This is a genomic window from Streptomyces sp. NPDC047841 (assembly GCF_040704085.1).
Classification (GTDB): Bacteria; Actinomycetota; Actinomycetes; order Streptomycetales; family Streptomycetaceae; genus Streptomyces; species Streptomyces argyrophylli.
Map to the genome: position 1 here is coordinate 15,331 of NZ_JBEYRP010000040.1, position 21,855 is coordinate 37,185.

Annotated in this window: 21 protein-coding genes and 1 pseudogene; 12 read left to right on the forward strand and 10 right to left on the reverse strand. The window is 74.0% G+C overall.

Annotation, left to right across the window (positions count from 1 at the left end; all coding sequences use genetic code 11):
* The first annotated feature begins 75 nt into the window (after nucleotides 1-75).
* Together AB0947_RS38600 and AB0947_RS38605 are read left to right on the forward strand one after the other, a co-directional pair.
* Nucleotides 76-1,587, forward strand: a complete 1,512-nt coding sequence (locus AB0947_RS38600) for a metallophosphoesterase (protein ID WP_366755061.1) — start codon at nucleotides 76-78, stop codon at nucleotides 1,585-1,587.
* Nucleotides 1,588-1,674: 87 nt separating this feature from the next.
* Complete coding sequence (locus tag AB0947_RS38605) at nucleotides 1,675-2,703, forward strand: LLM class flavin-dependent oxidoreductase (RefSeq protein ID WP_366755062.1); 1,029 nt, start codon at nucleotides 1,675-1,677, stop codon at nucleotides 2,701-2,703.
* 165 nt (nucleotides 2,704-2,868) lie between these two features.
* Here the strand turns inward: AB0947_RS38605 and AB0947_RS38610 are convergent, their stop codons facing one another.
* A complete protein-coding gene (locus AB0947_RS38610) occupies nucleotides 2,869-3,843 on the reverse strand; it encodes a TauD/TfdA family dioxygenase (RefSeq protein WP_366755063.1) in 975 nt (324 codons plus the stop codon).
* A 27-nt stretch (nucleotides 3,844-3,870) separates the two neighbouring features.
* The gene (locus tag AB0947_RS38615) at nucleotides 3,871-5,451 is read right to left on the reverse strand and encodes a GH32 C-terminal domain-containing protein (protein ID WP_366755064.1); all 1,581 of its coding nucleotides are present in this window, start codon (nucleotides 5,449-5,451) and stop codon (nucleotides 3,871-3,873) included.
* Between the two features lie 154 nt (nucleotides 5,452-5,605).
* Here AB0947_RS38615 and AB0947_RS38620 point away from each other — a divergent pair, with 154 nt between their 5' ends.
* From AB0947_RS38620 to AB0947_RS38635, 4 genes are read left to right on the forward strand one after another with little or no spacing between them, the layout of a single operon-like run.
* Entirely contained in the window at nucleotides 5,606-7,015 is a 1,410-nt protein-coding gene (locus AB0947_RS38620; protein ID WP_366755065.1) for an extracellular solute-binding protein, read from the forward strand.
* Nucleotides 7,012-7,962: a sugar ABC transporter permease gene (locus AB0947_RS38625; protein WP_366755066.1), complete on the forward strand. Its 951-nt coding sequence runs from the start codon at nucleotides 7,012-7,014 to the stop codon at nucleotides 7,960-7,962. The genes AB0947_RS38620 and AB0947_RS38625 overlap by 4 nt, the downstream gene beginning before the upstream one ends.
* Before the next feature lie 14 nt (nucleotides 7,963-7,976).
* Nucleotides 7,977-8,831, forward strand: coding sequence for a carbohydrate ABC transporter permease (locus tag AB0947_RS38630; RefSeq protein WP_366755067.1), 855 nt, complete (start codon nucleotides 7,977-7,979; stop codon nucleotides 8,829-8,831).
* A complete protein-coding gene (locus AB0947_RS38635) occupies nucleotides 8,828-10,225 on the forward strand; it encodes a glycoside hydrolase family 32 protein (protein WP_366755068.1) in 1,398 nt (465 codons plus the stop codon). Before AB0947_RS38630 ends, AB0947_RS38635 begins: the two co-directional genes overlap by 4 nt.
* On the opposite strand, the pseudogene AB0947_RS38640 reads toward AB0947_RS38635, so the two are convergent.
* Both AB0947_RS38640 and AB0947_RS38645 read right to left on the reverse strand, forming a co-directional pair.
* Nucleotides 10,188-10,389, reverse strand: a pseudogene (locus AB0947_RS38640) (substrate-binding domain-containing protein); the annotation flags it as partial. The gene AB0947_RS38635 and the pseudogene AB0947_RS38640 sit on opposite strands and share 38 nt — an antisense overlap.
* A 36-nt stretch (nucleotides 10,390-10,425) precedes the next feature.
* Nucleotides 10,426-11,490: a LacI family DNA-binding transcriptional regulator gene (locus tag AB0947_RS38645; RefSeq protein ID WP_366755095.1), complete on the reverse strand. Its 1,065-nt coding sequence runs from the start codon at nucleotides 11,488-11,490 to the stop codon at nucleotides 10,426-10,428.
* 102 nt (nucleotides 11,491-11,592) lie between these two features.
* Between AB0947_RS38645 and AB0947_RS38650 the strand changes: the two genes are divergently transcribed.
* Complete coding sequence (locus AB0947_RS38650) at nucleotides 11,593-12,423, forward strand: aldo/keto reductase (RefSeq protein ID WP_366755069.1); 831 nt, start codon at nucleotides 11,593-11,595, stop codon at nucleotides 12,421-12,423.
* A 19-nt stretch (nucleotides 12,424-12,442) separates the two neighbouring features.
* Here the strand turns inward: AB0947_RS38650 and AB0947_RS38655 are convergent, their stop codons facing one another.
* Entirely contained in the window at nucleotides 12,443-13,321 is an 879-nt protein-coding gene (locus tag AB0947_RS38655; RefSeq protein ID WP_366755070.1) for a helix-turn-helix transcriptional regulator, read from the reverse strand.
* Nucleotides 13,322-13,471: 150 nt separating this feature from the next.
* Here AB0947_RS38655 and AB0947_RS38660 point away from each other — a divergent pair, with 150 nt between their 5' ends.
* From AB0947_RS38660 to AB0947_RS38670, 3 genes are all read left to right on the forward strand, one after another.
* On the forward strand, nucleotides 13,472-14,335 hold the full coding sequence (locus AB0947_RS38660; protein WP_366755071.1) for an oxidoreductase: 864 nt from the start codon (nucleotides 13,472-13,474) through the stop codon (nucleotides 14,333-14,335).
* A gap of 69 nt (nucleotides 14,336-14,404) precedes the next feature.
* A complete protein-coding gene (locus tag AB0947_RS38665; RefSeq protein ID WP_366755072.1) occupies nucleotides 14,405-15,013 on the forward strand; it encodes a DNA polymerase ligase N-terminal domain-containing protein in 609 nt (202 codons plus the stop codon).
* 143 nt (nucleotides 15,014-15,156) lie between these two features.
* Nucleotides 15,157-15,591 (forward strand): cupin domain-containing protein, encoded by a 435-nt coding sequence (locus AB0947_RS38670; RefSeq protein ID WP_366755073.1) that lies wholly within the window; start codon nucleotides 15,157-15,159, stop codon nucleotides 15,589-15,591.
* On the opposite strand, the gene AB0947_RS38675 is transcribed toward AB0947_RS38670, so the two are convergent.
* The 4 genes from AB0947_RS38675 to AB0947_RS38690 form a co-directional block, all read right to left on the reverse strand.
* A complete protein-coding gene (locus AB0947_RS38675) occupies nucleotides 15,592-17,922 on the reverse strand; it encodes a SpoIIE family protein phosphatase (protein ID WP_366755074.1) in 2,331 nt (776 codons plus the stop codon). It abuts the gene before it with no gap.
* A gap of 71 nt (nucleotides 17,923-17,993) precedes the next feature.
* Entirely contained in the window at nucleotides 17,994-18,461 is a 468-nt protein-coding gene (locus AB0947_RS38680; protein WP_366755075.1) for a peroxiredoxin, read from the reverse strand.
* Nucleotides 18,458-18,838: a hypothetical protein gene (locus AB0947_RS38685; protein ID WP_366755076.1), complete on the reverse strand. Its 381-nt coding sequence runs from the start codon at nucleotides 18,836-18,838 to the stop codon at nucleotides 18,458-18,460. Before AB0947_RS38685 ends, AB0947_RS38680 begins: the two co-directional genes overlap by 4 nt.
* A gap of 192 nt (nucleotides 18,839-19,030) precedes the next feature.
* Nucleotides 19,031-19,213 carry a hypothetical protein gene (locus AB0947_RS38690; protein WP_366755077.1) on the reverse strand — a complete coding sequence of 61 codons (183 nt, stop codon included), beginning with the start codon at nucleotides 19,211-19,213 and terminating at the stop codon, nucleotides 19,031-19,033.
* Nucleotides 19,214-19,379: 166 nt separating this feature from the next.
* Here AB0947_RS38690 and AB0947_RS38695 point away from each other — a divergent pair, with 166 nt between their 5' ends.
* Nucleotides 19,380-20,138: an IclR family transcriptional regulator gene (locus AB0947_RS38695; protein WP_366755078.1), complete on the forward strand. Its 759-nt coding sequence runs from the start codon at nucleotides 19,380-19,382 to the stop codon at nucleotides 20,136-20,138.
* Between the two features lie 227 nt (nucleotides 20,139-20,365).
* On the forward strand, nucleotides 20,366-21,427 hold the full coding sequence (locus AB0947_RS38700; RefSeq protein ID WP_366755096.1) for a PP2C family protein-serine/threonine phosphatase: 1,062 nt from the start codon (nucleotides 20,366-20,368) through the stop codon (nucleotides 21,425-21,427).
* Here AB0947_RS38700 and AB0947_RS38705 read toward each other — a convergent pair.
* On the reverse strand, nucleotides 21,402-21,824 hold the full coding sequence (locus tag AB0947_RS38705) for an ATP-binding protein (RefSeq protein WP_366755079.1): 423 nt from the start codon (nucleotides 21,822-21,824) through the stop codon (nucleotides 21,402-21,404). The two genes, AB0947_RS38700 and AB0947_RS38705, sit on opposite strands and share 26 nt — an antisense overlap.
* Between the last annotated feature and the right edge of the window lie 31 nt (nucleotides 21,825-21,855).

The window sequence follows — 21,855 nt, forward strand, 5'->3', positions numbered from 1 at the left end:
CGGCCGAGCATGCAGGCGCGTTGGGCGTGACCCCGGCGTTCCGCCGCTGACCGGCGCGTTGTTACCGTGCACCGCGTGTCTGACTCCTCACGCGATACCGCACAGGGCGCCGGCTGGGGCGCGGCCGAACCCGGCACCTACGGACGGCTGATGCCGGACCACGTCGAGAAGCTGTCGTGGCTGAACCCGCGCGTCCTGTGGGCCGCCCGCAACGGCGTGCTGGCGTCCTGGTTCGGCGACCCGACCGGCCGTACGCGCAGCCGCTGGGTGGCCTCCCGGGCGGCCGCGGGAGCGCCCGCGGACAAGGTGATCCGCCGGGACGTACCGGAACGGTTCTCCTTCATGGTCATCGGGGACACGGGTGAGGGGGGCGACTCCCAGTACGCCGTCGTGCCCGGGTTCCTCCAGGTGGGCCGGGACACCGACTTCGCGGTCATCGCCAGCGACGTGATCTATCCCGTCGGCAGCGCCGACGACTACGGCGACAAGTTCTTCAGGCCGTACCAGGACTATCCCGCGCCGATCTACGCGATCCCCGGCAACCACGACTGGTACGAGGACCTCGGCGCCTTCATGCGCGTCTTCTGCGCCGACCCCCCGCCGCCCGCCCCGGAGCCCCGGCCCCGCCCGCTCACCGGCGCCTGGTGGCGCTCCCTGCTGTGGCACCGGGCGCGTCCCGCCGACGAGCAACGGCTGGCCATGGCACGGGAGTTGCGCGCCGGGCCCGGTCAACAGGCGGCACAGCCGGGCCCGTACTGGGCGATCGACGCGGGACCGGTGCGGATCGTCGGCATCGACACCGGTCTGCTGGGCACGGTCGACGCCGAACAGGGCGCCTGGCTGCGGGAGATATCGAAAGGACCCCGGCCGAAGATCCTCGTCACCGGATCACCGTTGTACGTCGACGGGGAGCACCACCCCAGCCCCATCGAGGGCGGCGGCACGGTGGACGAGATCGTCCGGGCCCCCGAGCACCGCTACGTGGCCGCGATCGGCGGCGACATCCACAACTACCAGCGGTACCCGGTCGACGTGGACGGCCGCACGATCCAGTACGTCGTCGCGGGCGGCGGCGGGGCGTTCATGCACGCCACGCACACCATCCCCCCGGTCGCGGTCGGCGGGGTCACCGAGGAAGCGTTCCGCTGCTACCCGCTGCGCGGCGACTCGCTCGCGTTCTACAGCCGCCTGTACGGCCGCAGGCTCCGGCTGCGCCGCTTCTTCACCCTCACCGAGGCGGAGGCGACGGCCGTGATCGCCGAACGGCTCGGCATCGAGCCGGCCCGCGCACCCGGCCCGGACGTCCGGGTCACCCGCCGCGCCCGCCTGGTCGCGAGCCTCCTCGGTGCCGGCCGCCGCCCCGGCCGGCCCGCCCGGTTCCGGCTGCCCGTCCGCAAGATCTACACCCAGTTGTTCTCGCCGTCCTCCGCCACCTACAGCCCGCCCTTCTTCAAGTGCTTCCTGCGGCTGGACGTCGGTCCCGACGCGGTCCGGCTGCGCTGCTTCGCCGCGACCGGCAACCGCGCGCAGGAACTCGACCCGCCGGTGGAGGACGAGGTGGTGATCCCGCTGCCCCGGACCGCGTGATCACGGGCCGGCCGAACTGATCACACGGTTGTCACACTCGCCTGCGAGAATCGGTGCGGAGCCGACGTACCACCGCTGGAGGAGCCCGTGCCGTCCACCCGTCGCCCGCTGCGCAAGCTGGGCTTCCTCACCATCGGCCTGTTCGACCCCGCGGACCCGGGCCGTGGCCACGAGTCCACCCTGGAGATCATCGAGCTGGGCGAGCGGCTCGGCTTCGACAGCGCCTGGGTCCGCCACCGGCACCTCCAGTACGGCATATCGTCCCCGGTCGCCGTGCTGGCCGCCGCCTCGCAGCGCACCCGCCGGATCGCGCTGGGCACCGCGGTGACACCGCTCGGCTGGGAGAACCCGCTGCGGCTCGCCGAGGACCTGGCGACGGTGGACATACTGTCCGGCGGCCGGCTGAACCCGGGCGTCAGCGTGGGCCCGCCCCTGCACTACGACCAGGTCAAGGACGCTCTCTACCCGGACACCGCCGACGCGGAGGACTTCTCCTACGAGCGCGTGCGGCGGCTGCTGGACCTGGTGCGCGGCAAGCCCGCCACCGACTTCAGCGGGGTGGAGGGCATCGAGGTCTTCAGCGACGTCGTCCAGCCGCACTCCCCCGGGCTCGGCCGGCGGCTGTGGTACGGCGGCGGCAGCCTCGGCTCGGCGCGCTGGGCCGGCGAGCACGGCATGCACTACCTGACGAGCAGCGTCGTCAAGGCGGAGGACCCCGAGGCGCCCCTGGACTTCGCGGAGATCCAGCTGTCCCACATCCGCGCGTTCCGCGCCCATCACCCGGACGGGGAGGCGGCCCGCGTCTCCCAAGGGCTGGTGGTGATCCCCACCGACTCGGCGACACCGGAGCAGCGCGCCAAGTACGCGGCCTACGCCGCCGGGCGCCTGCCCCGGACGGCCTCTCCGCAGGGCCCGGCGCGGCTGCTGTTCGCACCGGACCTGGTCGGCACCTCCGCGGAACTGGCCGAACGGCTGCACGCGCACGCCGCGTTCCGCGAGGTCGACGAGGTGGCGTTCGCGCTGCCGTTCACGTTCGAGCACGAGGACTACGTGCAGATCCTGACCGACATGGCGACGCGGCTGGGCCCGGCGCTGGGATGGCGGCCCGCCGGCTGAGTCACCGGCGACCCGCCCCGATGCCCGTCACCGGCTCGGAGCACCGCCCGTCCACCCCGGCCGGCACCCCACCACGAAGCATCACCCGGTGCGCGCCGACCGGCTCGGCGTCGGCTCCCAGCCCCGGCCCGGCGACGACGCTGGGCCGGCGGCCCACCCGCCGAGTCACCAGCGACCCGCCTCCGTGCCCGTCACCGGCTCGGAGCACCGCCCGTCCACCCCGACCGGCACCTCACCGCGGAGCATCACCCGGTGCATGACCCGCCGGGAACCCACGTGCGCGTGGTCGCTCGGCGCCAGGTGCATCGTGGCCCGGTTGTCCCAGAAGGCGACGCTGCCGGGCTCCCAGCGGAAGCGGACCGTGTACTCGGGGCGCACGGCCTGCTCCAGCAGCATCTCCAGCAGTGCCGCGCTCTCCGGCCGGGAGACGTCCACGATCTGCTCGACGTAGTAGCCGTTCACGAACAGCACCCGTTCCCCGGTCTCCGGGTGCACCCGGACCAGCGGGTGCACGGAGGCGACCTGGTGGTCCAGCAGATGGCGGAGGTAGGCGTCGTCGCCGGGCCGGGGCTGGTAGCCGACGCCGAGCCGGTGCTCGGCGCGCAGGCCGTCGGCGAAGGCGCGGACCGGCGCGGACAGTCCGGCGTAGGCGGCGGCCAGGTTGGCCCAGGTGGTGTCGCCGCCGTAGGGCGGGACGGTCTCGGCGCGCAGGATGGTCGCGGCCGGCGGGTCGACGCGGGCCCCGTGGTCGCAGTGCCAGCCGCGCAGCAGGGTGTGCCGACGCCGGCTCAGCCACTCGTCGTGGTCCATGCCGTACCGTCCGCCCAGTTCCAGCCGGTCGGCGGTGGTCTCGATCTCGGGGAAGCCGGGCGGCGAGTGCGGTCCGCGGCGCGGGAGCACCACCGGTTCGCCGAAGCGGCGCGCGAAGGCGATGTGCCCGGCGTGATCGAGCCGCTGGCCGCGGAAGAACACCACCTTCCAGCGCAGCACCGCGTCCCTGATGAGCGCGGTCACCGCGTCGTCCAGTGGCCCGGCGAGGTCGACGCCGGTGATCTCGGCGCCGATGTGCCCGGCGACCGGCCGCACCTCCACGCCCGTGACGTGACCCGTTCCGTCCGCGGTCGCCCTGTCCGCCGTCATGCGCCCTCCGGTGCTCGTCCGTGTCCGCTACCGGGGAGATCGTGACACCCTCTGCCCCGGCACGGCGAACTCCCGTATCACCGTGTTCCGGAACACGGCCGTGCCGCCGGCGCTGAACAGGGCCAGGCGGTCGTCGACCAGGTAGGGGAACACCTCGGCGGAGTGCACGTACCGGCCGTCGTCCACGAACATCTCGACGGACGTGCGGTCCACGAGGATCCGCAGCCGCACCCGGCCGGCGGACCGGTCGAACGGGGTGCGGCTCTCCTGCCGGGTGCCGCCGGTGTCGGGGTTGACCGTGCCGCGGCGGTTGAGGAAGGCGTAGTCGCCGTACACCCCGGCGTCGATGTGCCGTACGCCGTCCGGGGAGCGGCGCAACTGGACGCCCGCGCCGGTGAGTTCGGACCAGGTGATCTCGGTGCTCAGTTCGTAGGAGATGCCCGTGTGGTCGAGCGTGCGGGTGCCGTCGACCGTCAGGTCGCCGAGGCGCACGGTCCGGGAGACGTAGGCGTCGAGCGCGGGGACCGGGCGGGAGGCGAGGTGGTAGCCGCCGGAGGCGGTCCTCCTCAGGGTGATCTCGCGGACGATCGAGTCGGTGCCGTTGAAGCCGTCGCCGTCGATGGTGGGGGTGGTGTGCGCGTAGGCCCAGTTGTTCAGCCAGCCGAGGGCGTGGCGGGTGGCCGGGTCGACCCTGCCGTCCGGGTTCCGCTTCTCGAAGGTGACGGCCGCGTACCAGTCCCAGCCGTGGTCGAGCCACTGCGGGTCGGCGGAGTCGGCGGTGAACCCTCGGCCGTCGAACGAGCCCGTCCAGTAGGCGTAGGTGCCGGGCTGCCCCGAGCCGGTGCCGTCCGCGCTCACGCCCAGCACCCACTTCACGGCGCCGTCGTCGGCGGTGATGCGGAACAGGTCGGGGCATTCGAGGACACCGAGGCCGTCCTTGACGAAAGCGCCGGCGTACGTCCAGGAGCTGAGGTCCGCCGAGTGGTAGAAGCCGACCTTGTTCCGTTCGGCGAGGGCCATCACCCAGCGGTCGTGGTCGTCGTCTCGGATGATCTTGGGGTCGCGGAAGTCGAGGACGCCCGGGTTGGCGAGAACGGGGTCGGTGCCGTGGTTCGTGAACGTGCGGCCGCCGTCCGTCGAGTAGTACAGGAACTGCTCCTGGTGGTCGGTGCCGCCGCCGGGTGACATGGTGACGACGGCGACGACCGCGCCCGCGCCGAAGCCGGCCGTGCCGGTGGTGTCGACCACCGCCGAGCCCGACCACACGTCGCCGTTGACGGTCGTGTCCTTGGGGACGGCGATGCCCCGGTCGGTGAAGGAGACGAGGTCGGTGCTGGTGGCCAGCCGCCACGCGGTGCCCTCGCGGCCGTCCAGGTAGTCGGCGTTGTAGAGGTAGTAGCAGTGGTACTCACCGTCGATCCAGACCGGGCGCTGCGGGTCGTTCTTCCACTGGTCGGGCACGGTGAAGTGGTAGTCGGCGCGGTACCGCGCGCATCCGGCCGGCGCCCCGGGCCGCGGCCTCGCCCCGGCGGGCGCCGCGGGCAGCAGCGCCGCGCCGGCTCCGGCGGCCGTGGAGGCGAACAGGGCCCTTCTGCTCAGACCACGCATCGTTCGGTGTCCCCTTCCTGACGGGTCATCGGCTCAAGGGACTGTAGACCTAACTCGTTAAAGGTCAAGTGTTCGCGCGCCTTGACACCGCTGTGGCGCGCTTCTCATCATCTGGGGCATCACCCCTCGACTAACACGAGTTAGGCACGCTTGGATGACCGACTCGCTCTACTCCCGCCGCGCCCTGCTGCGCTACGGCGCCTACGGCGCGGGGGCCGCCGCGCTCGCCGGCACCGCCGCGAGCTGGGACCGGCTCACCGGAGCCGACATCCCGGGCCGCGACGACGGCTCGCTGGTCGTCGCCACCCTGGGGTCCGCGTTCGCCCCGGCCGGGGTCCGCGCCCTGGTCGACGGCTTCCGCCGGCTGCACCCCGACATCAAGGTCCGGATCAACGCGGTGCAGGCCGTGGACTGGTCGGACTTCTTCGCCAAGATCCTCACGCAGATCGCGGCGGGCACCGCGCCCGACCTGGTCTACGTGGCCACCGAGGGGGTGCAGCTGTTCGCCCGCCACCTGGGGGTGCCCCTGGACCGCTGGGTGCGGCGGGACGCGGCCGAACTGCGGGAGTACTTCGCCGACGTCCACCCCTCACTGGTGGAGTCGATGATGTACGAGGGCAGCCTGTACCAGCTCCCGATCGAGTTCAACGCCGCCGACATGTACCTCAACACCCGGGTGCTGCGGCGCGCCGGCGCCGAGTTCCCGGCCGGGGACTGGACGCGGGACGACTTCACCGCGCTGCTGCGCCGGATGAAGAGGGCGAGCGACTCGCACTTCACGCCGTACTTCTGGACCAACCGGCTGTGGGGCGGGGTGGTCCCCTGGCTGTTCGCGAACGGCACCAACCTGCTCGCCGAGTCCAAGGCGCCGGGCGGCTCCTGGCTGTGGGACGCCTTCTACCCGGCGGACCGGCGGCGGGGCCGCGGGGGCGGCTTCCGCTGGACGACGCCGCAGGCCACGGACGACCTGGTGGTGGAGGCGTACGACTACCTCGCCGGCCTGGTCCACGACGGACTGTGCACCCGGCCCGAGGGCGGCAACGGCCAGAACCTCATCGGGGTGTTCTCCACGGGCCGGGTCGGGGTCACCCCGGCCGGCGGCTTCTGGGCGGGCGGCCTGCATCTGGCCGGGATGCGCGCCGACGGCTTCGACGTGCAGTACTTCCCGCGCCGGCACACCCAGCGCCACCAGTTCGGCGCGGCCGGCTACGCGCTGCTGCGCACCTCGAAGCAGCAGGACGCGGCCTGGGAGTTCATCAAGTACTCGGCCCGCCGCGACACCCTGCGCACGCTGTTCACCACCAACCAGACCACCCCGGCCCGCCGTTCGATGCTGACGGCGAACCGCTACCGGGAGACCGGCCCGGCGCACTGGCGGGTCTTCTACGACACCCTCGACCGGTTCCCCGACACCGGCCCCGTCCCGGCCCCGCCGCAGGTCGCCGAGGTGACCCAGGTGCTGCTGAAGCACACCGGGACGGCGCTGTCGAGCCCAGGTTCGGTCGGACCGGCGCTGCGCCGGATGCAGGGCGACTTGGAGAAGGCCATGGAGCGTGACGTATGACGGACACCCGGATCTCCGCCGTGCGGCCGCGCGCCGCGAGCCCGGCCGTGCGGGCCGTGCGCCCGGGACCGCGTGAGCGGGGGGCGCGGCTGCTGGCGGCGGTGTTCCTGGCGCCGACGGTGGTCGGGATCGTGGTCTTCACGGTCGTACCGATCGCCGGTTCGGTCGTGCTGAGCCTCTTCCACTGGAACGTGATCGACCCGCCCGCTTTCGCCGGTGCGGCCAACTACCGGGAGGTGTACGGCGATACGACCGTTCTGGTGTCCTTCCGCAACACGCTGGTGTTCATGGTCTTCGCGGTCGCCGCGCAGCTGCTGATCGCCCTCGCGCTCGCCCTCACGCTGAACGGCCGGATGCCCGCATGGCTGCGGTCGGTGTTCCGGTCGGCGTTCTTCTTCCCGCTCGTGCTGTCCGCCGCGTCCATCTCGGTCGTGATGAAGTACCTGTTCAACCAGGACTTCGGCGTGGTCAACTGGCTGATCGGCCTGTTCGGGATCGCCCCCGTGCCCTGGCTGACCTCCGAGCACGGCGCGATGGCCACGGTGGTCATCGTGTACGTGTGGCAGCAGTTCGGCTTCTCGTTCCTGCTGTTCGTGGGCGGACTGAACAACATCCCCAAGGAGATCCACGAGGCCGCCGCGCTCGACGGCGCGACCGGCCCGCGCAAGCACCTCGCCATCACGCTGCCGCTGCTCTCCCCCACCCTGCTGGTGGCCTCGGTGGTCGGCATCATCAACGCGCTCCAGGTCTTCGAGCAGCCGTACGTCCTCACCGACGGCGGCCCCGGCGACTCCACCCGCACGGTCGTGATGGTCATCTACGAGAAGGCCTTCGAGCAGCTGCGGTTCGGCGAGGCGTCCGCGGTGGGCGTGCTGCTGTTCGTGCTGATCATGGCGGTCACCGCCCTCCAGTTCCGGCTCAGCCGGCGTTTCGTCCACTACCAGTGAGCCGGGTGAGTCCCATGAGCCAAGCAACCCCGACCCTCAGCCGCGCCCGGTACGCGCTCGGACCGTGGGCGCGGATCGCCGGGCTGGCGGTGTGCGCGCTGCTGACCCTCGGGCCGGTCGTGTGGACCGTGTCCACCTCGCTGCGCACTCCGGCGGAGTCGTTCGACCTGCCGCCGCGGATCATACCCGCGCATCCCAGTGCCGCCGCCTACCACGGTGTGTTCGAGCAGATCGACGTGTGGCTGCTCGCGCTGAACTCGACCCTCGTGACGGCGTTGGTCGCGGCCGGCCAGATGGTCACCGCGGGGCTCGCCGGTTACGCGTTCGCCCGGCTCGACTTCCGTTTCAAGAAGCCGCTGTTCGGTCTGGTCCTGGCGACCATGATGGTCCCCTTGCAGGTCACGATCGTCCCGGTGTTCCTGGTGCTGAAGTCGATGGGCCTGACCGACACCCTGCTCGGTCTGATCGTTCCGGCGTTCCCGACCGCGTTCGGCACCTTCCTGATGCGCCAGTACTTCCTCGGCATGCCGAAGGACCTGGGCGAGGCGGCGATGCTGGACGGCGCCGGGCCCTGGCGGACCTTCCGGTCCGTGTACGCCCCGCTGGCCCGGCCGGGCCTCGCCATCGTCGGCGTGCTCGCCTTCAACTACCACTGGAACGAGTTCTTCCGCCCGCTGATCCTGGAGACCTCCGGCCAGAACTACACCCTGCCGCTGGGACTGGTCTCCCTCCAGGGCAACCTCGGCACCGGTTCCGTCTCGGTGGTCCTCGCGGGTGTCGTCCTCTCCATGATCCCCGCCGTCGCCGTGTTCGTCGTCGGCCAGCGCCCTCTCCGCGAGGGCATCACCTCCGCAGGAGACAACCGTTGAGCCCCGCCGCTCCCGCCCAGGACCCGGACGCCCCCCGCTTCCGGGTCCGCCCGCCCGCCCACTGGATCAACGACCCCAACGGCCCCTTCCGCTGGCGTGGCCGCCACCACCTCTTCTACCAGCACAACCCGGCCGCCCCGGTGCACGCCGACGTCCACTGGGGCCATGTCTCCAGCCCGGACCTGGTCCGCTGGGAGCACCATCCGATCGCCCTCGCCCCGACCCCCGGCGGTCCCGACGAGGCGGGCTGCTGGTCGGGCTGCGTGGTGGACGACGGCGGTGTGCCCACGGCGGTGTACACCGGCGTCGACCACGCCCACACCGGGCTCGGCACCATCTGCCTGGCCCGCGCGGCCGACCCGGCCGACGACCGGCTGCTGGCCTGGCGGCCCCGGCCCGTCCCGGTGATCCCGGGGCCGCCTCCGGGGCTCGACGTGGTGATGTTCCGCGACCCGTTCGTCTTCCGGCACGCCGGCCACCGCTGGGCCCTGGTCGGAGCGGGCCACGCCGACGGCACCCCGTCGGTGCTGCTGTACGGCTGCGACGAGCTGACCGACTGGCGGTTCGCGGGTGTCCTGCTGGACGGCCACGACCCCGTCGCGGCCGGCGCGTTCGGTGACGAGGCGGTCGGCTGGGAGTGCCCGCAGCTGTTCGGGACGTCCGGCGGCGACCACGTCCTGGTGGTGTCCCTTTGGGACGGCAGCCCCCGGAGCACCGGCTATCTGACGGGCCGGCTGGCACCGGGCACGCGGCCCCGGTTCGTGCCCCGCGCCGGCGGCCGGCTCGACCACGGACGGGACTTCTACGCCCCCGCCGTCCTCCAGGAGCCGGGCCGGGCCCTGATGTGGGGCTGGTCCTGGGAGGCGCGGGACGAGGCGGCGGTGCTGGCGGCCGGCTGGGCGGGCACGCTCACCGCGCCCCGGGCCGTCGACGCCGGTGCCGACGGCACCCTGCGCGTCGCACCGGCCCCGGAGCTGGAACTCCTGCGCGCCGGCGCGCCGTTCGCGACCGGTCCGGGCCGGTCGGTGCCGCTTCCGCCGGCGTACGACCTGACGGTGACGGCGCACGGCACCACCACCGTCACCCTGCTGCGGTCGGCGGACCGGGCGCTGACGCTCCGGCTGGACCCGGACGCCGGCACCGTCGTCCTGGACCGCTCCGGGTGGCCCCGCGCGGGCGTCGGGGGGTCGGAACCGGTGACGGTGGCGGTGCCGCCGGGGCCGGACCTCTCCGTGCGCGTCCTCGCCGACGGTTCGCTGCTCGAACTGTTCGTGGCGGACCGGGCGACGGTGACCGAGCGGGTCTACCGCCGGCCGGGCGATACCGCCGAGCTGCTGGTCGAGGGCGACGCCGGGGTCAGCGCGTGGGAGCAGGCCCCACCGAGGCACGGCTGACCACCGGACAGACCAGCCGCCGCACGGTCGCGGGCGGGGCCCGGCCGGTGCCGATGGCGTCCAGCAACAGCCGGGCCGCGGCCTCGCCCATCGCCCGGTGCGGCAGCGCCACGGTGGTGAGAGCCGGCGCGAGGAAAGCGGCTGTGCTCCTGATCGTCACCGAGCGCGTCTACCGCGCCGACGGAGCGATACCTCCGGGGTCAGCGCGTGGGAGCAGGCCCCACCGAGGCACGGCTGACCACCGGACAGGCCAGCCGCCGCACGGTCGCGGGCGGGGTCCGGCCGGTGTCAATGGCGTCCAGCAACAGCCGGGCCGCGGCCTCGCCCATCGCCCGGTGCGGCAGCGCCACGGTGGTGAGAGCCGGCGCGAGGAAGGCGGCCATGTGCTCCTGATCGTCGTAGCCGACCACCGACAGCTCGCCGGGCACGGCGATCCCGAGCCGGGTCGCGGCGTGCAGCACGCCCGCCGCGACCCGGTCGTTGTAGCAGAAGATGCCGGTGGGCCGGTGGTGCGGGGCGGTGCCCGCGAGCAGCCGGGTGGCTCCCTCGTGGCCACCGCTGATCTCGCCGCCGGTGCGCACGACCCACTCCCTGGGCACGGTGACGCCCTCGGCGCGCAGCGCGTCCCGGAAGCCGCGCAGCCGTTCCACCGAGGCGATGTCGTCCTGCCCGCCGACCAGGGCCACCCTGCGGTGCCCGGCCTCCAGCAGCAGGCGGGCGGCGGTCCGGCCGCCGGCCCGTTCGGCGGGGATGACGGCGGGCAGCGAGCCGTCCTCGGGCAGGCAGTTGGCGAGCACTGAGTGGGTGCGGTGCAGGCCCTCGGGGACCCGGACCCGGCGCAGGGACATCGCGGCGTAGATGATGCCGTCCACGCGCCGGTCGAGGAGTTCGGCGACGGCCGCGTCCTCCTTGGCCCGGTCGCCGCCGGAGTCCACGGTGAGGACGAGGTGGTCGCTGTCCCAGGCGGTCTCCATGGCGCCGCGCAGCAGCCGCCCGGCGAACGGGGACGTGGCGATCTCGTCGGTGACCAGGCCGATGACGGCGGTACGGCGGCGGCGCAGACCGCGGGCGACCGGGTCGGGCCGGTAGCCGAGCCGGGCGGCGGCCTGCCGGATGCGTTCCTGGGTGGCCGGTGAGAGGTTGCCCTCGGCACGGCCGTTGAAGACGAAGGAGACGGCGGTGTGCGAGACGCCGGCGAGCCGGGCGACGTCCCGTGAGGTGGGCCGCCCGCCGCCCACGCCGTTGCTGTCCGCGCCGCCGCCCATGCCGTCCGCCGCCCTCTTCCCACCCGCCCGGTTGATCACCGCTCACCCTATCCGTGAGGCTGGAGACAGACACAGAGCAGATGATCGAGGGAAGGTCTCATCGTGAACGGTGTTCCGCTGTACACGCTCAACGACGGTACGACGATCCCCGCCGTCGGCCTCGGCACCTGGCCCCTGGACGACACGCAGGCCGAGCGGGCCGTGCGCACCGCGCTGGAGGCGGGCTACCGGCTGGTCGACACCGCGACGAACTACCGCAACGAGACCGGTGTCGGCCGGGGCGTGGCCGGCAGCGGGGTGCCCCGCGAGGAGGTGGTGGTGACGACCAAGCTGCCGGGCCGGCACCACGGGTACGAGGAGACCCTCGCGTCCTTCGAGGAGTCGCGGCGGCGGCTCGGCCTGGAGTACGTGGACCTGTATCTCATCCACTGGCCGAACCCGCGGGTGGACAAGTACGTCGACGCCTGGAAGGCGATGATCCGGCTGCGCGAGGACGGACTGGTCCGCTCGATCGGCGTCTCCAACTTCACGCCGGAGCACATCACCCGGCTGGAGAAGGAGACCGGGGTGCTGCCGTCGGTGAACCAGATCGAGCTGCACCCGCTGTTTCCGCAGGAGGAGCTGCGCGCCTTCCACGCGCAGAAGGGGATCGTCACCGAGAGCTGGAGCCCGCTGGGCCGGGGCAGCGATCTGCTGGACGACCCGGCGGTCGCCGGGGTCGCGCGGGCGCACGGGGTCACGCCCGCGCAGGTGCTGCTGCGCTGGCACGTACAGCTGGGCGCGCTGCCGCTCCCGAAGTCGGCGGACCCGGCACGCCAGCGCGCCAACCTGGACGTGTTCGGCTTCGAGCTGGACGAGGACCAGATGGCGGCCGTCGCCCGCCGCTCCCCGCGCCGGCTCGGCGGCGATCCCGAGACGCACGAGGAGTTCTGAGCGCACGGGGGGTCCGGGGCTACGGCTCCTCGATCTGCTCCTTGTCGCGTTCCGCGCTGTGCGCGCTGGTCCGTCCCGGGGCGGCGAGGCTGCCGAGGATGTCCAGCAGCTCGGCGCTGCGGCTGCCGGGTTCGGCGTGGAAGACGACCAGGGTGAGTCCGTCGGTGCCGTCCACGGACAGCTTGTGGGAGTGCAGGTCGAGGTCGCCGGCCTGGGGATGGCTGAGGCGGCTGACCCGGCCGCGCCGGGGACGGACCTCGTGGCGGGCCCACAGGGTGCGGAAGCGTTCGCTGCGCAGGGACAGCTCGCCGACCAGGTCGCGCAGCCGGGGGTCGTCCGGATCGGTCCCGGCCTCGGACCGCAGGGCGGCCACGCCTTCCGCGGTGAGGTCCGTCCAGTCCCGGCGCAGGGCGCGCTCGGCGGGGTCGAGGAACACGGCCCTCAGCAGGTTGACGCCGGGCGCGTAGTTCGGGGTGAGCGCGGTGGCCAGGGCGTTGGCGGCCAGGCAGTCGGTGTAGCGGTTCTGGAGGTAGGCGGGGTTGCGCGGCCAGCCGTCGATGAGCTGGAGCAGGCTCGCCGGGACCTGCTGCGCCCGCCGCCCGGGGCGCGGGCCGGGCCCGGGCCGCTCCTGGGCGAGCCCGACGAGGTGGGCGGTGGCGTCCGTGTCCAGCCGCAGCACCCGGGCGATGGCCTCCAGCACCTGCACGGAGGGGTTGCGGTCGCGGCCCTGCTCCAGCCGCAGGTAGTAGTCGGAGCTGATGCCGGCCAGCATCGCGACCTCCTCGCGGCGCAGCCCCGGCACCCGGCGCAGGCCGCCACCGGGCAGCCCCACGTCCTGGGGCCGTACCAGCGCCCTGCGGGCGCGCAGGAACTCACCGAGCGCGTTCGATCCGTCCACGTCCCCACCGTACGGCCGGCCGGGCGGCGGTGACTGGCCCTGTCACTCCCAGGATCGCGGGGGCACTGCCGTGGCGCGCGGACCGGGCGGAGGGTGGAGCGCGAGGCCACCGGGAACGTCCGGTGGCCGGAACACCTGGAGAGGCACGACATGACTGCACAGCTCGGTGGCACCGTCACCCCGGCCGACGGCCTGACCCTGACCCGCGTCGGGTACGGCGCCATGCAGCTGGCCGGACCGCACGTCTTCGGCCCGCCCCGGGACCGTGACCGGGCGGTGGCGGTGCTGCGCGCCGTGGTGGAGGCGGGCATCACCCACATCGACACGGCCGACTTCTACGGGCCCGTCGTCGTCAACCGGATCATCAAGGAGGCCCTGCACCCCTACCCGGACGATCTGCGCATCGTCACCAAGGTCGGGGCCCGGCGGGGAGCCGACGGCAGCTGGATCATGTCCCGGCACCCCGAGGACCTGAAGGCGCAGGTGTACGACAACCTGCGGAACCTCGGCGTGGACACGCTGGACGTGGTCAACCTACGGCTCGGCGACATGGACACCCCGAACGAGGACCCGGTCGCCGAGCAGTTCGGCGCCCTGGCCGAACTGCGCGAGCGCGGTCTGATCCGGCACCTGGGGCTGAGCGCCGCGTCCGCCGCGCAGCTGGACGAGGCCCGGGCGATCGCGCCCGTGGTGACGGTGCAGAACCTGTACAACCTGGCGAACCGGCAGGACGACGCGCTGCTGGAGCGTACGGCGGCGGAGAACATCGCCTTCGTCCCGTACTTCCCGCTCGGCGGGTTCACCCCGCTCCAGTCGGACGCGCTCGCGAAGGTGGCCGCCCGGCTGGGGGCGTCGCCGCAGCAGGTGGCGCTGGCCTGGCTGCTGCGCCGCTCGCCGAACATCGTGCTCATCCCCGGCACCTCCTCCCCCGGTCACCTGCGGGAGAACATCGCCGCGGCGGGCCTGGTGCTGCCGGACGACGCGATGGCCGAGCTGAACGGCATCGCGGGCTGACCGCGCGGGGGCGGGGTACCCGGGGGTACGTGGGGCGGCGGTAGCGGGCGTGGTGGGAAGGAGCCGGAGGTGGCGGCACAGGACCGGCTGCGGACGTACCGCGGCAAGCGCGACTTCGAGCGGACCCGCGAGCCGTCGGGACGGCCGGACCGGACGCGGGGCGGGGAGCCCCGGTTCGTGGTGCAGATCCACGACGCGCGGCGGATGCACTTCGACTTCCGGCTCCAGGTCGACGGCGTCCTGAAGTCCTGGTCCGTGCCCAGGGGCCCGTCCACCGACCCCGGGGACAAGCGGCTGGCGGTGCCGACCGAGGACCATCCGCTGGAGTACGAGGACTTCGAGGGTGTGATCCCGAAGGGCGAGTACGGCGGCGGCACCGTGATCGTGTGGGACCGCGGGACGTACGAGCCGCTCAGCCACGACCGGCGGGGGCGCCCGGTGGACTTCGCCGAGTCCCTGGAGCGCGGGCACGCCACCTTCCGGCTGCACGGCGCGAAGCTGCGCGGCGAGTACGCCCTCACCCGCTTCCGCGGCGGCGCGGACGGGGAGGATGCCTGGCTGCTGGTGCGCAAGGGGCCGGCACGGTCGGACGGGCACGGCACCCCCGATCCCCGGCGGGCCCGCTCGGTGCGCAGCGGGCGCACCCTGGCCCAGGTCGCCGCCGCCGGCCGGGAGTGACTTCGGCGGAGCCGCGCCGTCCGGGCTGACGGTGCGGGCGCGGCCCGCGGGCGCCGGAATCCGGATCACCGGGTTCCGGCCCCAGCCCGCCTTCGGGGCCTCTATGTTCGGGCGGTGTCCGCTCGCGCCCCTGGAGGCCCCGCATGCGCACCGCACTCCGTACCGCCGTCACCGGCGCGCTGACCGCCGCCGCCCTCGCCCTGTGCGGCCCCGCCGGGGCGACCCCGGCCGGACCCGGTGTGACGGCCCGGATCCTCGCGCAGACCACCGTCGGCGGCACCGACTACACCCTGCGGGAGATCACGGTCCCGCCCGGCCAGAGCACCGGCTGGCACTACCACGACGGCCCGCTGTACGGCGTCGTCGAGCAGGGCACCCTCAGTCACTTCGACGCCGGCTGCGGCTCGGACGGCGTGTACCGGACGGGCGCGACGATCCGGGAGCCGTCCGGGAGCGACCACGTCCACATCGGCCGCAACCTGGGGGACACGCCGCTCGTCCTGGAGGTGCTGTACGTGCTGCCGCACGGCTCCCCGTTCTCCGAGGACGCGCCGAACCCTGGCTGCGCGTTCCAGTGATCAGTCCCCGGGCAGCGGTTGTTCGGCCCAGATGGTCTTGCCCGCGACGGTCTGCCGGCTGCCCCAGCGCCGGCTGAGCTGGGCGACGAGCAGCAGTCCCCGGCCGCCCTCGTCGTAGGCGTGCGCCCGGCGCAGGTGCGGGGAGGTGGAACTGGCGTCGGAGACCTCGCAGATGAGGGCGCGGTCACGGATCAGACGGAGCCGGATGGGCGGTTCGCCGTAGCGGATGGCGTTGGTGACGAGTTCGCTGACGACCAGTTCGGTGACGAAGGCGGTCTCCGCGAGTCCCCAGGCGGTCAGTCGCTCGGTGGCCGCCTGCCGCAGGACGGCGACCTGGGCGGGGTCGGGCGGCACGTCCCAGGTGGCGACCCGGTCGGTGCCCAGGGCCCGGGTGCGCACGAGGAGCAGGGCGACGTCGTCGCCGGGCTGGTCGGGCAGGACGGCTTTCAGGACGTCGTCGGCGAGGGCTTCGAGAGAGGCGGCGGGTGCGGTGAGGGCGCGGCGCAGTTCCTCGGTGGCGCCGTCCAGGTCCCGGTCGCGGTCCTCGATCAGGCCGTCGGTGTAGAGGGCGACGACCGAGCCCTCGGGCAGTTCCCGTTCCGTCGCCTCGAACGGCAGTCCGCCGACGCCGAGCGGTGGCCCGGCGGCGACGGGGAGGAAGTGCGCGGTGCCGCCGGGCAGGACGACGGCCGGGGCGGGGTGGCCGGCGGCGGCCAGGGAGAGACAGCGGGAGACCGGGTCGTAGACGGCGTACAGGCAGGTCGCGCCGAGTTCGGCGACCTCCTCCCCGCTGCCGTCGGCGGCGAGGTGGGTGACCAGGTCGTCGAGGTGGGTGAGGAGTTCGTCGGGCGGCAGGTCGACGTCGGCGAGGGTGCGGACGGCCGTGCGCAGCCGGCCCATGGTGGCGGAGGACTGGATGCCGTGGCCGACCACGTCGCCCACGACCAGGCCGACCCTTCCTCCGGAGAGCGGGATGACGTCGAACCAGTCGCCGCCGATGCCGGCCAGGGATCCGCTCGGCAGGTAGCGGTGGGCGACGTCGACCGCGACCTGTCCGGGCAGGCCGCGCGGGAGCAGGCTGTGCTGGAGGGTGAGGGCCGTGGCCCGTTCGCGGGTGAAGCGGCGGGCGTTGTCGATGCAGACGGCGGCTCGGCTGGCGAGTTCCTCCGCGAAGACGGCGTCGTCGGGGCCGTAGTCGTCGGGGTGGCGCATGCGGACGAAGACCGCGACGCCCAGGGTGGTGCCGCGGGCCCGCAGCGGCACCGCGATCATGGAGTGGGCGCCCTGCCGGAAGGGGCGGCCCCCGGGTGAGCGTGCGTTGCGTTCGGCCAGCCAGTGCACGAATTCGGGCTCGCCGGCCTGGCTGAGCACCGCGCGCCCCTGGTACAGCGCGCGGGCGGGCGGGGAGGCCGGCTGGTAGACGTCGGTCTCACCGAGGTGCAGGGCCGCCGCGGGGTTGCCGGGGCGGGCGGAGCCGTGGGCGACGCGGCGCAGGACGACCCCGCCGTCCGGCAGCGTCGGCGGTTCGTCTGCGCCGAGCACCCAGTCGAGCAGGTCGACGCTGGCGAAGTCCGCGTACTGCGGGACCAGCAGGGCGATCATCTCCTCGGCGGTGCCGATCACGTCCAGGGTGGTGCCGACGCGGGTCGCGGCCTCGTTCAGCAGGGCGAGGCGGCGCCGGGCCCAGTACTGCTCGCTGCTGTCGGACGCGGCGAGCGCGACCGCCGCGGGTTCGCCGGAGGCGTCGCGCAGCGGCCACATCTCGATGCTCCAGGCATGTTCCTGGTCGAGGGCGGGGGCGCCGGTGTAGCTCTCGTAGCGCACCGGGCGGCCGGTCTCGGCGACCTCGCGCAGACGGGCCACGAAGGCGCGGCTGTGCTCGGTGTCCGCGACGGTGTCCGGGAAGGACCGGCCGAGCAGCGCTTCCTCGGGGACGCCCATGACGTGGCAGGCGGCGGCGTTGACGCGCAGGTAGCGCTGGCGGAGGTCGAAGACCGACATCGACATGGACGCCTGCTCGAAGGCCCGCGCGGCCAGCGTGGTGCCGGGGGGCAGGGCCGTGACGACGTAGCCGGCGGGCTGTCCGGCGGCGCCGGCGAGCGGGCAGACGGTGAGGGGCAGCACGAGGCGGTGGCCGTCGCGGTGGCGCACGGCGACCGGGGCGGCGCGGGCGGTGAGGATGCCGCCGGGGACGTCCTCGGCCAGCAGGTCCGTGGCCTGCCGGCCCACGACCTCGTCGGCCGGGTGGCCGGTGAGCAGCCGCGCGCCCTCGGTCCACCCGGTCACCGTGCCGTGCGCGTCGATGACCGCCACGGCGGCGACATCTTTCATATGCCCCAGGATGATCCGATTGTCGCGGTCCATCAAGCGGCGGGCTGTCCGCTGCGGTCCCGGTGTCCGCTTCAGCCGCGGTGGGCGCGGAGGGCGGCGAGGGCCCGGTCGGCGTGGGTGCTCATGCGCAGTTCGCTGCGGATGATCTCCAGGACGGTACGGTCCTGGGCGATCACGAAGGTGACCCGCTTGGTCGGCGCCAGGGAGAAGCCGCGTCGGACGCCGAACCGCTCGCGGACCGTGCCGTCGGCGTCGGAGAGCAGCGGCATGCCGAGACCGTGCCGGCCGGTGAACTCCCGCTGCTTGTCTACGGTGTCCCCGCTGATCCCGACTGCCTGGGCGCCGACGGCGGCGAACTCGGCGGCGAGGTCGCGGAAGTGGCAGGCCTCGGCGGTGCAGGCGGGGGTGAGGGCGGCGGGGTAGAAGAAGAGGACGACCGGTCCGGCCGCCAGCAGCCCGGTGAGCCGGCGGGTGGTGCCGGTCTCGTCCGGCAGGGCGAAGTCCTCGGCCTTGGCTCCGGTCTCGACGCGCCCGGTCATGAGCGTCCCTTCCCGTCCCGGGCGACCCCGCGCGCCCACAGCACCAGCGGCACCTGGAGGGGCAGCCGGGCGAGGGCCGCCGCCCTGAGCGGCGCCGGCCGGCCGCGCCAGTCGACGGCCATCTGGACGTTGGCCGGGAACACGCCGACGAAGAAGGCGGCCGCCGCCTTCCCGGCGAGCGCGCGGGTGCGGGGCGCCGCGACCCCGGCCGCGAGGGCCAGCTCGACGGCCCCGCTCCCGTACGTCCAGGCCCTGGGCGGGCCCGGCAGCGCACGGGGCACGATCGCGTCGAACTGCCGCGGAACGGCGAAATGGGCCACTCCGGCGGTCGCCAGCAGACCGGCGAGCAGCAGGGGTGAACGTGGGGACCGGGGCACGGTACCTCCTCAGGTGTCCTGCCGCCGGATATTACTGGACGGTAGGCGCGGGGGTGGCCGTTCCCGGCGGTCGGACACGGATGGTGCCGGGCGGACGCCGAGGACCAGACGGGCCGGCCTGCGCGTACGGGGTGACGTGCGTCCGGCGCCGCGCCTGTGGACGGGGGGGGCGGCGCCGGGCGCGGGGAAGCGTCAGCCGGCGGTGACCAGTTTCCGTCCGGCCTCGCCGCCTCGGGGCACAGGGCGGCGAGGCCGGATGAACACCAGGGAGAACACCCCGGCCGGGGCGAAGACCGTGAAGCCCCGGTCGCCGTTGCCCGTGGCGAGCGGCTGCCCGCCGGGCCAGGGGCCGAGGACGGCGCCGTATCGGCCCATGCAGGAGGTCCGGCCGACAGCGGTGGCGCGGTTCCGGCGTGGAGCGGATGGAGACGGGCGCGTGGATCATCGTCCGGGCGTCGTCGAGGAACACGCCGGCAGATGGGCGGCGGTCCCCCTGGCCCCGGCCTTGCCCGGATCGGGCGCCCGGGGCAGCCTGGTAGCTATGGGTGCTCAGGACGGTCCCACCCTGATCGGCTCCGTACAGCGGGCCTTCCGGCTGCTGGAGGCGGTGAGCGCGCACGAGAACGGCGCGCCCGCGAAGCAGCTGGCGCGCGAGACGGGGCTCCCCCTGGCCACCGCCTACCACCTGCTGCGCACCCTGGTGCACGACGGATACGTACGGAAACTGGACGACGGCGGGTTCGTCCTCGGCGACCGGCTGAACTCGCTGTACGCGGCGGGCGGCGCCCAGTCGCTGCTCAGCCGCGTGCGCCCGGCACTGGCGGCCCTGCGGGACGAGCTGTCCACACCCGCCTACCTCACGTTCTACGAGGACGGCGAGATCAGGGTGGCCGAGATCGTCGACGGTCCCCGTGCGCCCCGGGTGGATCTCTGGGTGGGGTTCGAGGACGCCGGACACGCCACCGCGCTGGGCAAGTCCGTACTGCGCGAGCTGGACGAGGAGGCCCGCCGCGACTACCTGTCCAGGCACCACCTGGCCGACCTCACGCCCCGCACGGTCACGAGCCTCGCGGAACTGCTCCGCAGGATCGAGTCGCCCCCGATGGCACCGGCCGTGACGGACCTGGAGGAGTACGCGCTCGGCACCGTCTGCGTCGCCGTACCCGTCTATCGCGGCACCACCCTCGGCTCACTCGGCGTCTCCCTGCCGGTGGAACGGCAGGACCGGCTCCGGGAGATCGGGGCCCGGCTCCTGCCGACCGCCGGCCGGGTGACCAGGGGCCTCTCGCTCACTATCTGAAAATCCCCTCCTTGCGGCCGCCCCCTCCTGTCCCGTTTGCTGGATGAAACGGACATTTCGGGTGTGCACCCCCTACAGGCGAGGACTGCGGACGAGACATGCGCCAAGCCCCACGCCGGCTGTGCGGGAGCCGGGCGGCCGGTGACCGGGGAGCGGTCCGCCGGCGTGCCGGCGGGCTGCCGGCCGCGGTCGCGCACGGGCTGCCGGCCCTGGTCGCCGCGCTCGTCATGGTCGTCGGCGCCGCCGGGGGCACGGGCACGGCCTGGCTGCCGCTGCTGGCCGCCGGACCGGCCCTGGCCGCCACCGTCAACGGCCCGCACGGCGTGCTCTGCGCCGGTCTCCTCGCCGCGGCGACGGGCACGGCGCTGGCCCTGGCGCACGGGGTTCCCGGACACGAGCTCGCGGCCGTCCTGTCCGCCCTGGTGGCCGTCACCGCGGCGAGCGGCCTGGCGGGGGCGCTGCGCGGTCGCCGGGAACGGGTCCTGGCGGACGTGCGCTCGGTCGCCGAGGCCACCCAGCAGGCGGTACTCCAGCCCGTGCCCGGGACCGTGGGCCCGTTCCAGGTGGCCGTCCGGTACAGCGCCGCCGCGGCGGAGGCCCGGATCGGCGGGGACCTCTACGCCGTGGTGCCCACCCCGCACGGTGTCCGGGTGATCGTCGGCGACGTGCGCGGCAAGGGGCTGCCCGCCGTGGGGACCGCCGCACTGGTGCTCGGAGTGTTCCGCGAGGCCGCCCACGACGAGCCCGACCTGCTCGCCGTCGTGAACCGGATCGAGCGGAGCCTGGCGCGCAACCTCGGCCCCGACGACTTCGTCACCGCCGTGGTCGTCGGCTGCCCCTCAGCGGGGCACCTGGAGGTGGTGAACTGCGGACACGCGCCTCCCCTGCTGATACCGGCCGCCGCGGAGGCGGGGGCGGTGGAGCCCGCCCGCCCCACGCCGCCCCTGGGGCTGCGCGCCCTGTCGGGCGAGGAGCCCCGCCTCCAGCGGCTGCCCTTCACGGCGGGCGACCAGCTGCTGCTCTACACCGACGGGGTCACCGAGGCCCGCGACGGCGCGGGCGCGTTCTATCCACTGGCCGAGGGGGTGGCCCGGCACCTGTCCGACGAGCCGGCCCGCACGCTCACCGCGCTCCACGGGGAACTGCTGGCCCACGTGGGCGGGCGGCTGCACGACGACGCCGCCCTCCTGCTGCTGCGCAGGACGGCCGCCCGGGAACCGGTCTCCGCGCCGTCCGGAGCGCGGGCGGCGCCGGGCGGACTCCTCAGACGAGTTCCGCCCAGCGGGTGACCCCGCCACGACGGACCCGTATGCCGTGACGTGTCGCCAGGGCGTGCACGATCGCCTCGCCCCGGCCGTGTTCGTCCGGGTCGAGCCAGCCGAGCGGCTGCCCCGCCGGACGCACGGGTCCCGCGTCGGTGACCTCCACGCGCAGCGTGCCGCCGCCGTCGCCCGCCTCCCAGGACAGCCGCAGCTCGGCCGGGGGGCTGGCGTGCAGGATCGCGTTGGTGACCAGCTCCGACACCACGAGCAACGCGTCCTCGGCGATCTCCGCGGACACGTCCCAGTCGGCGAGGGCCGCCGCCGCACCCCGGCGCACGGCCGAGACGGCGCCGGGGACGGGCGGCACCGGCCACACGTGTTCGTGTGCCGCCGCCCGTAGCAGCGTGTTGAGCTGTGCCGCCATGTTCTCTCCTGATGGTGTGTGCCGGCCGGGC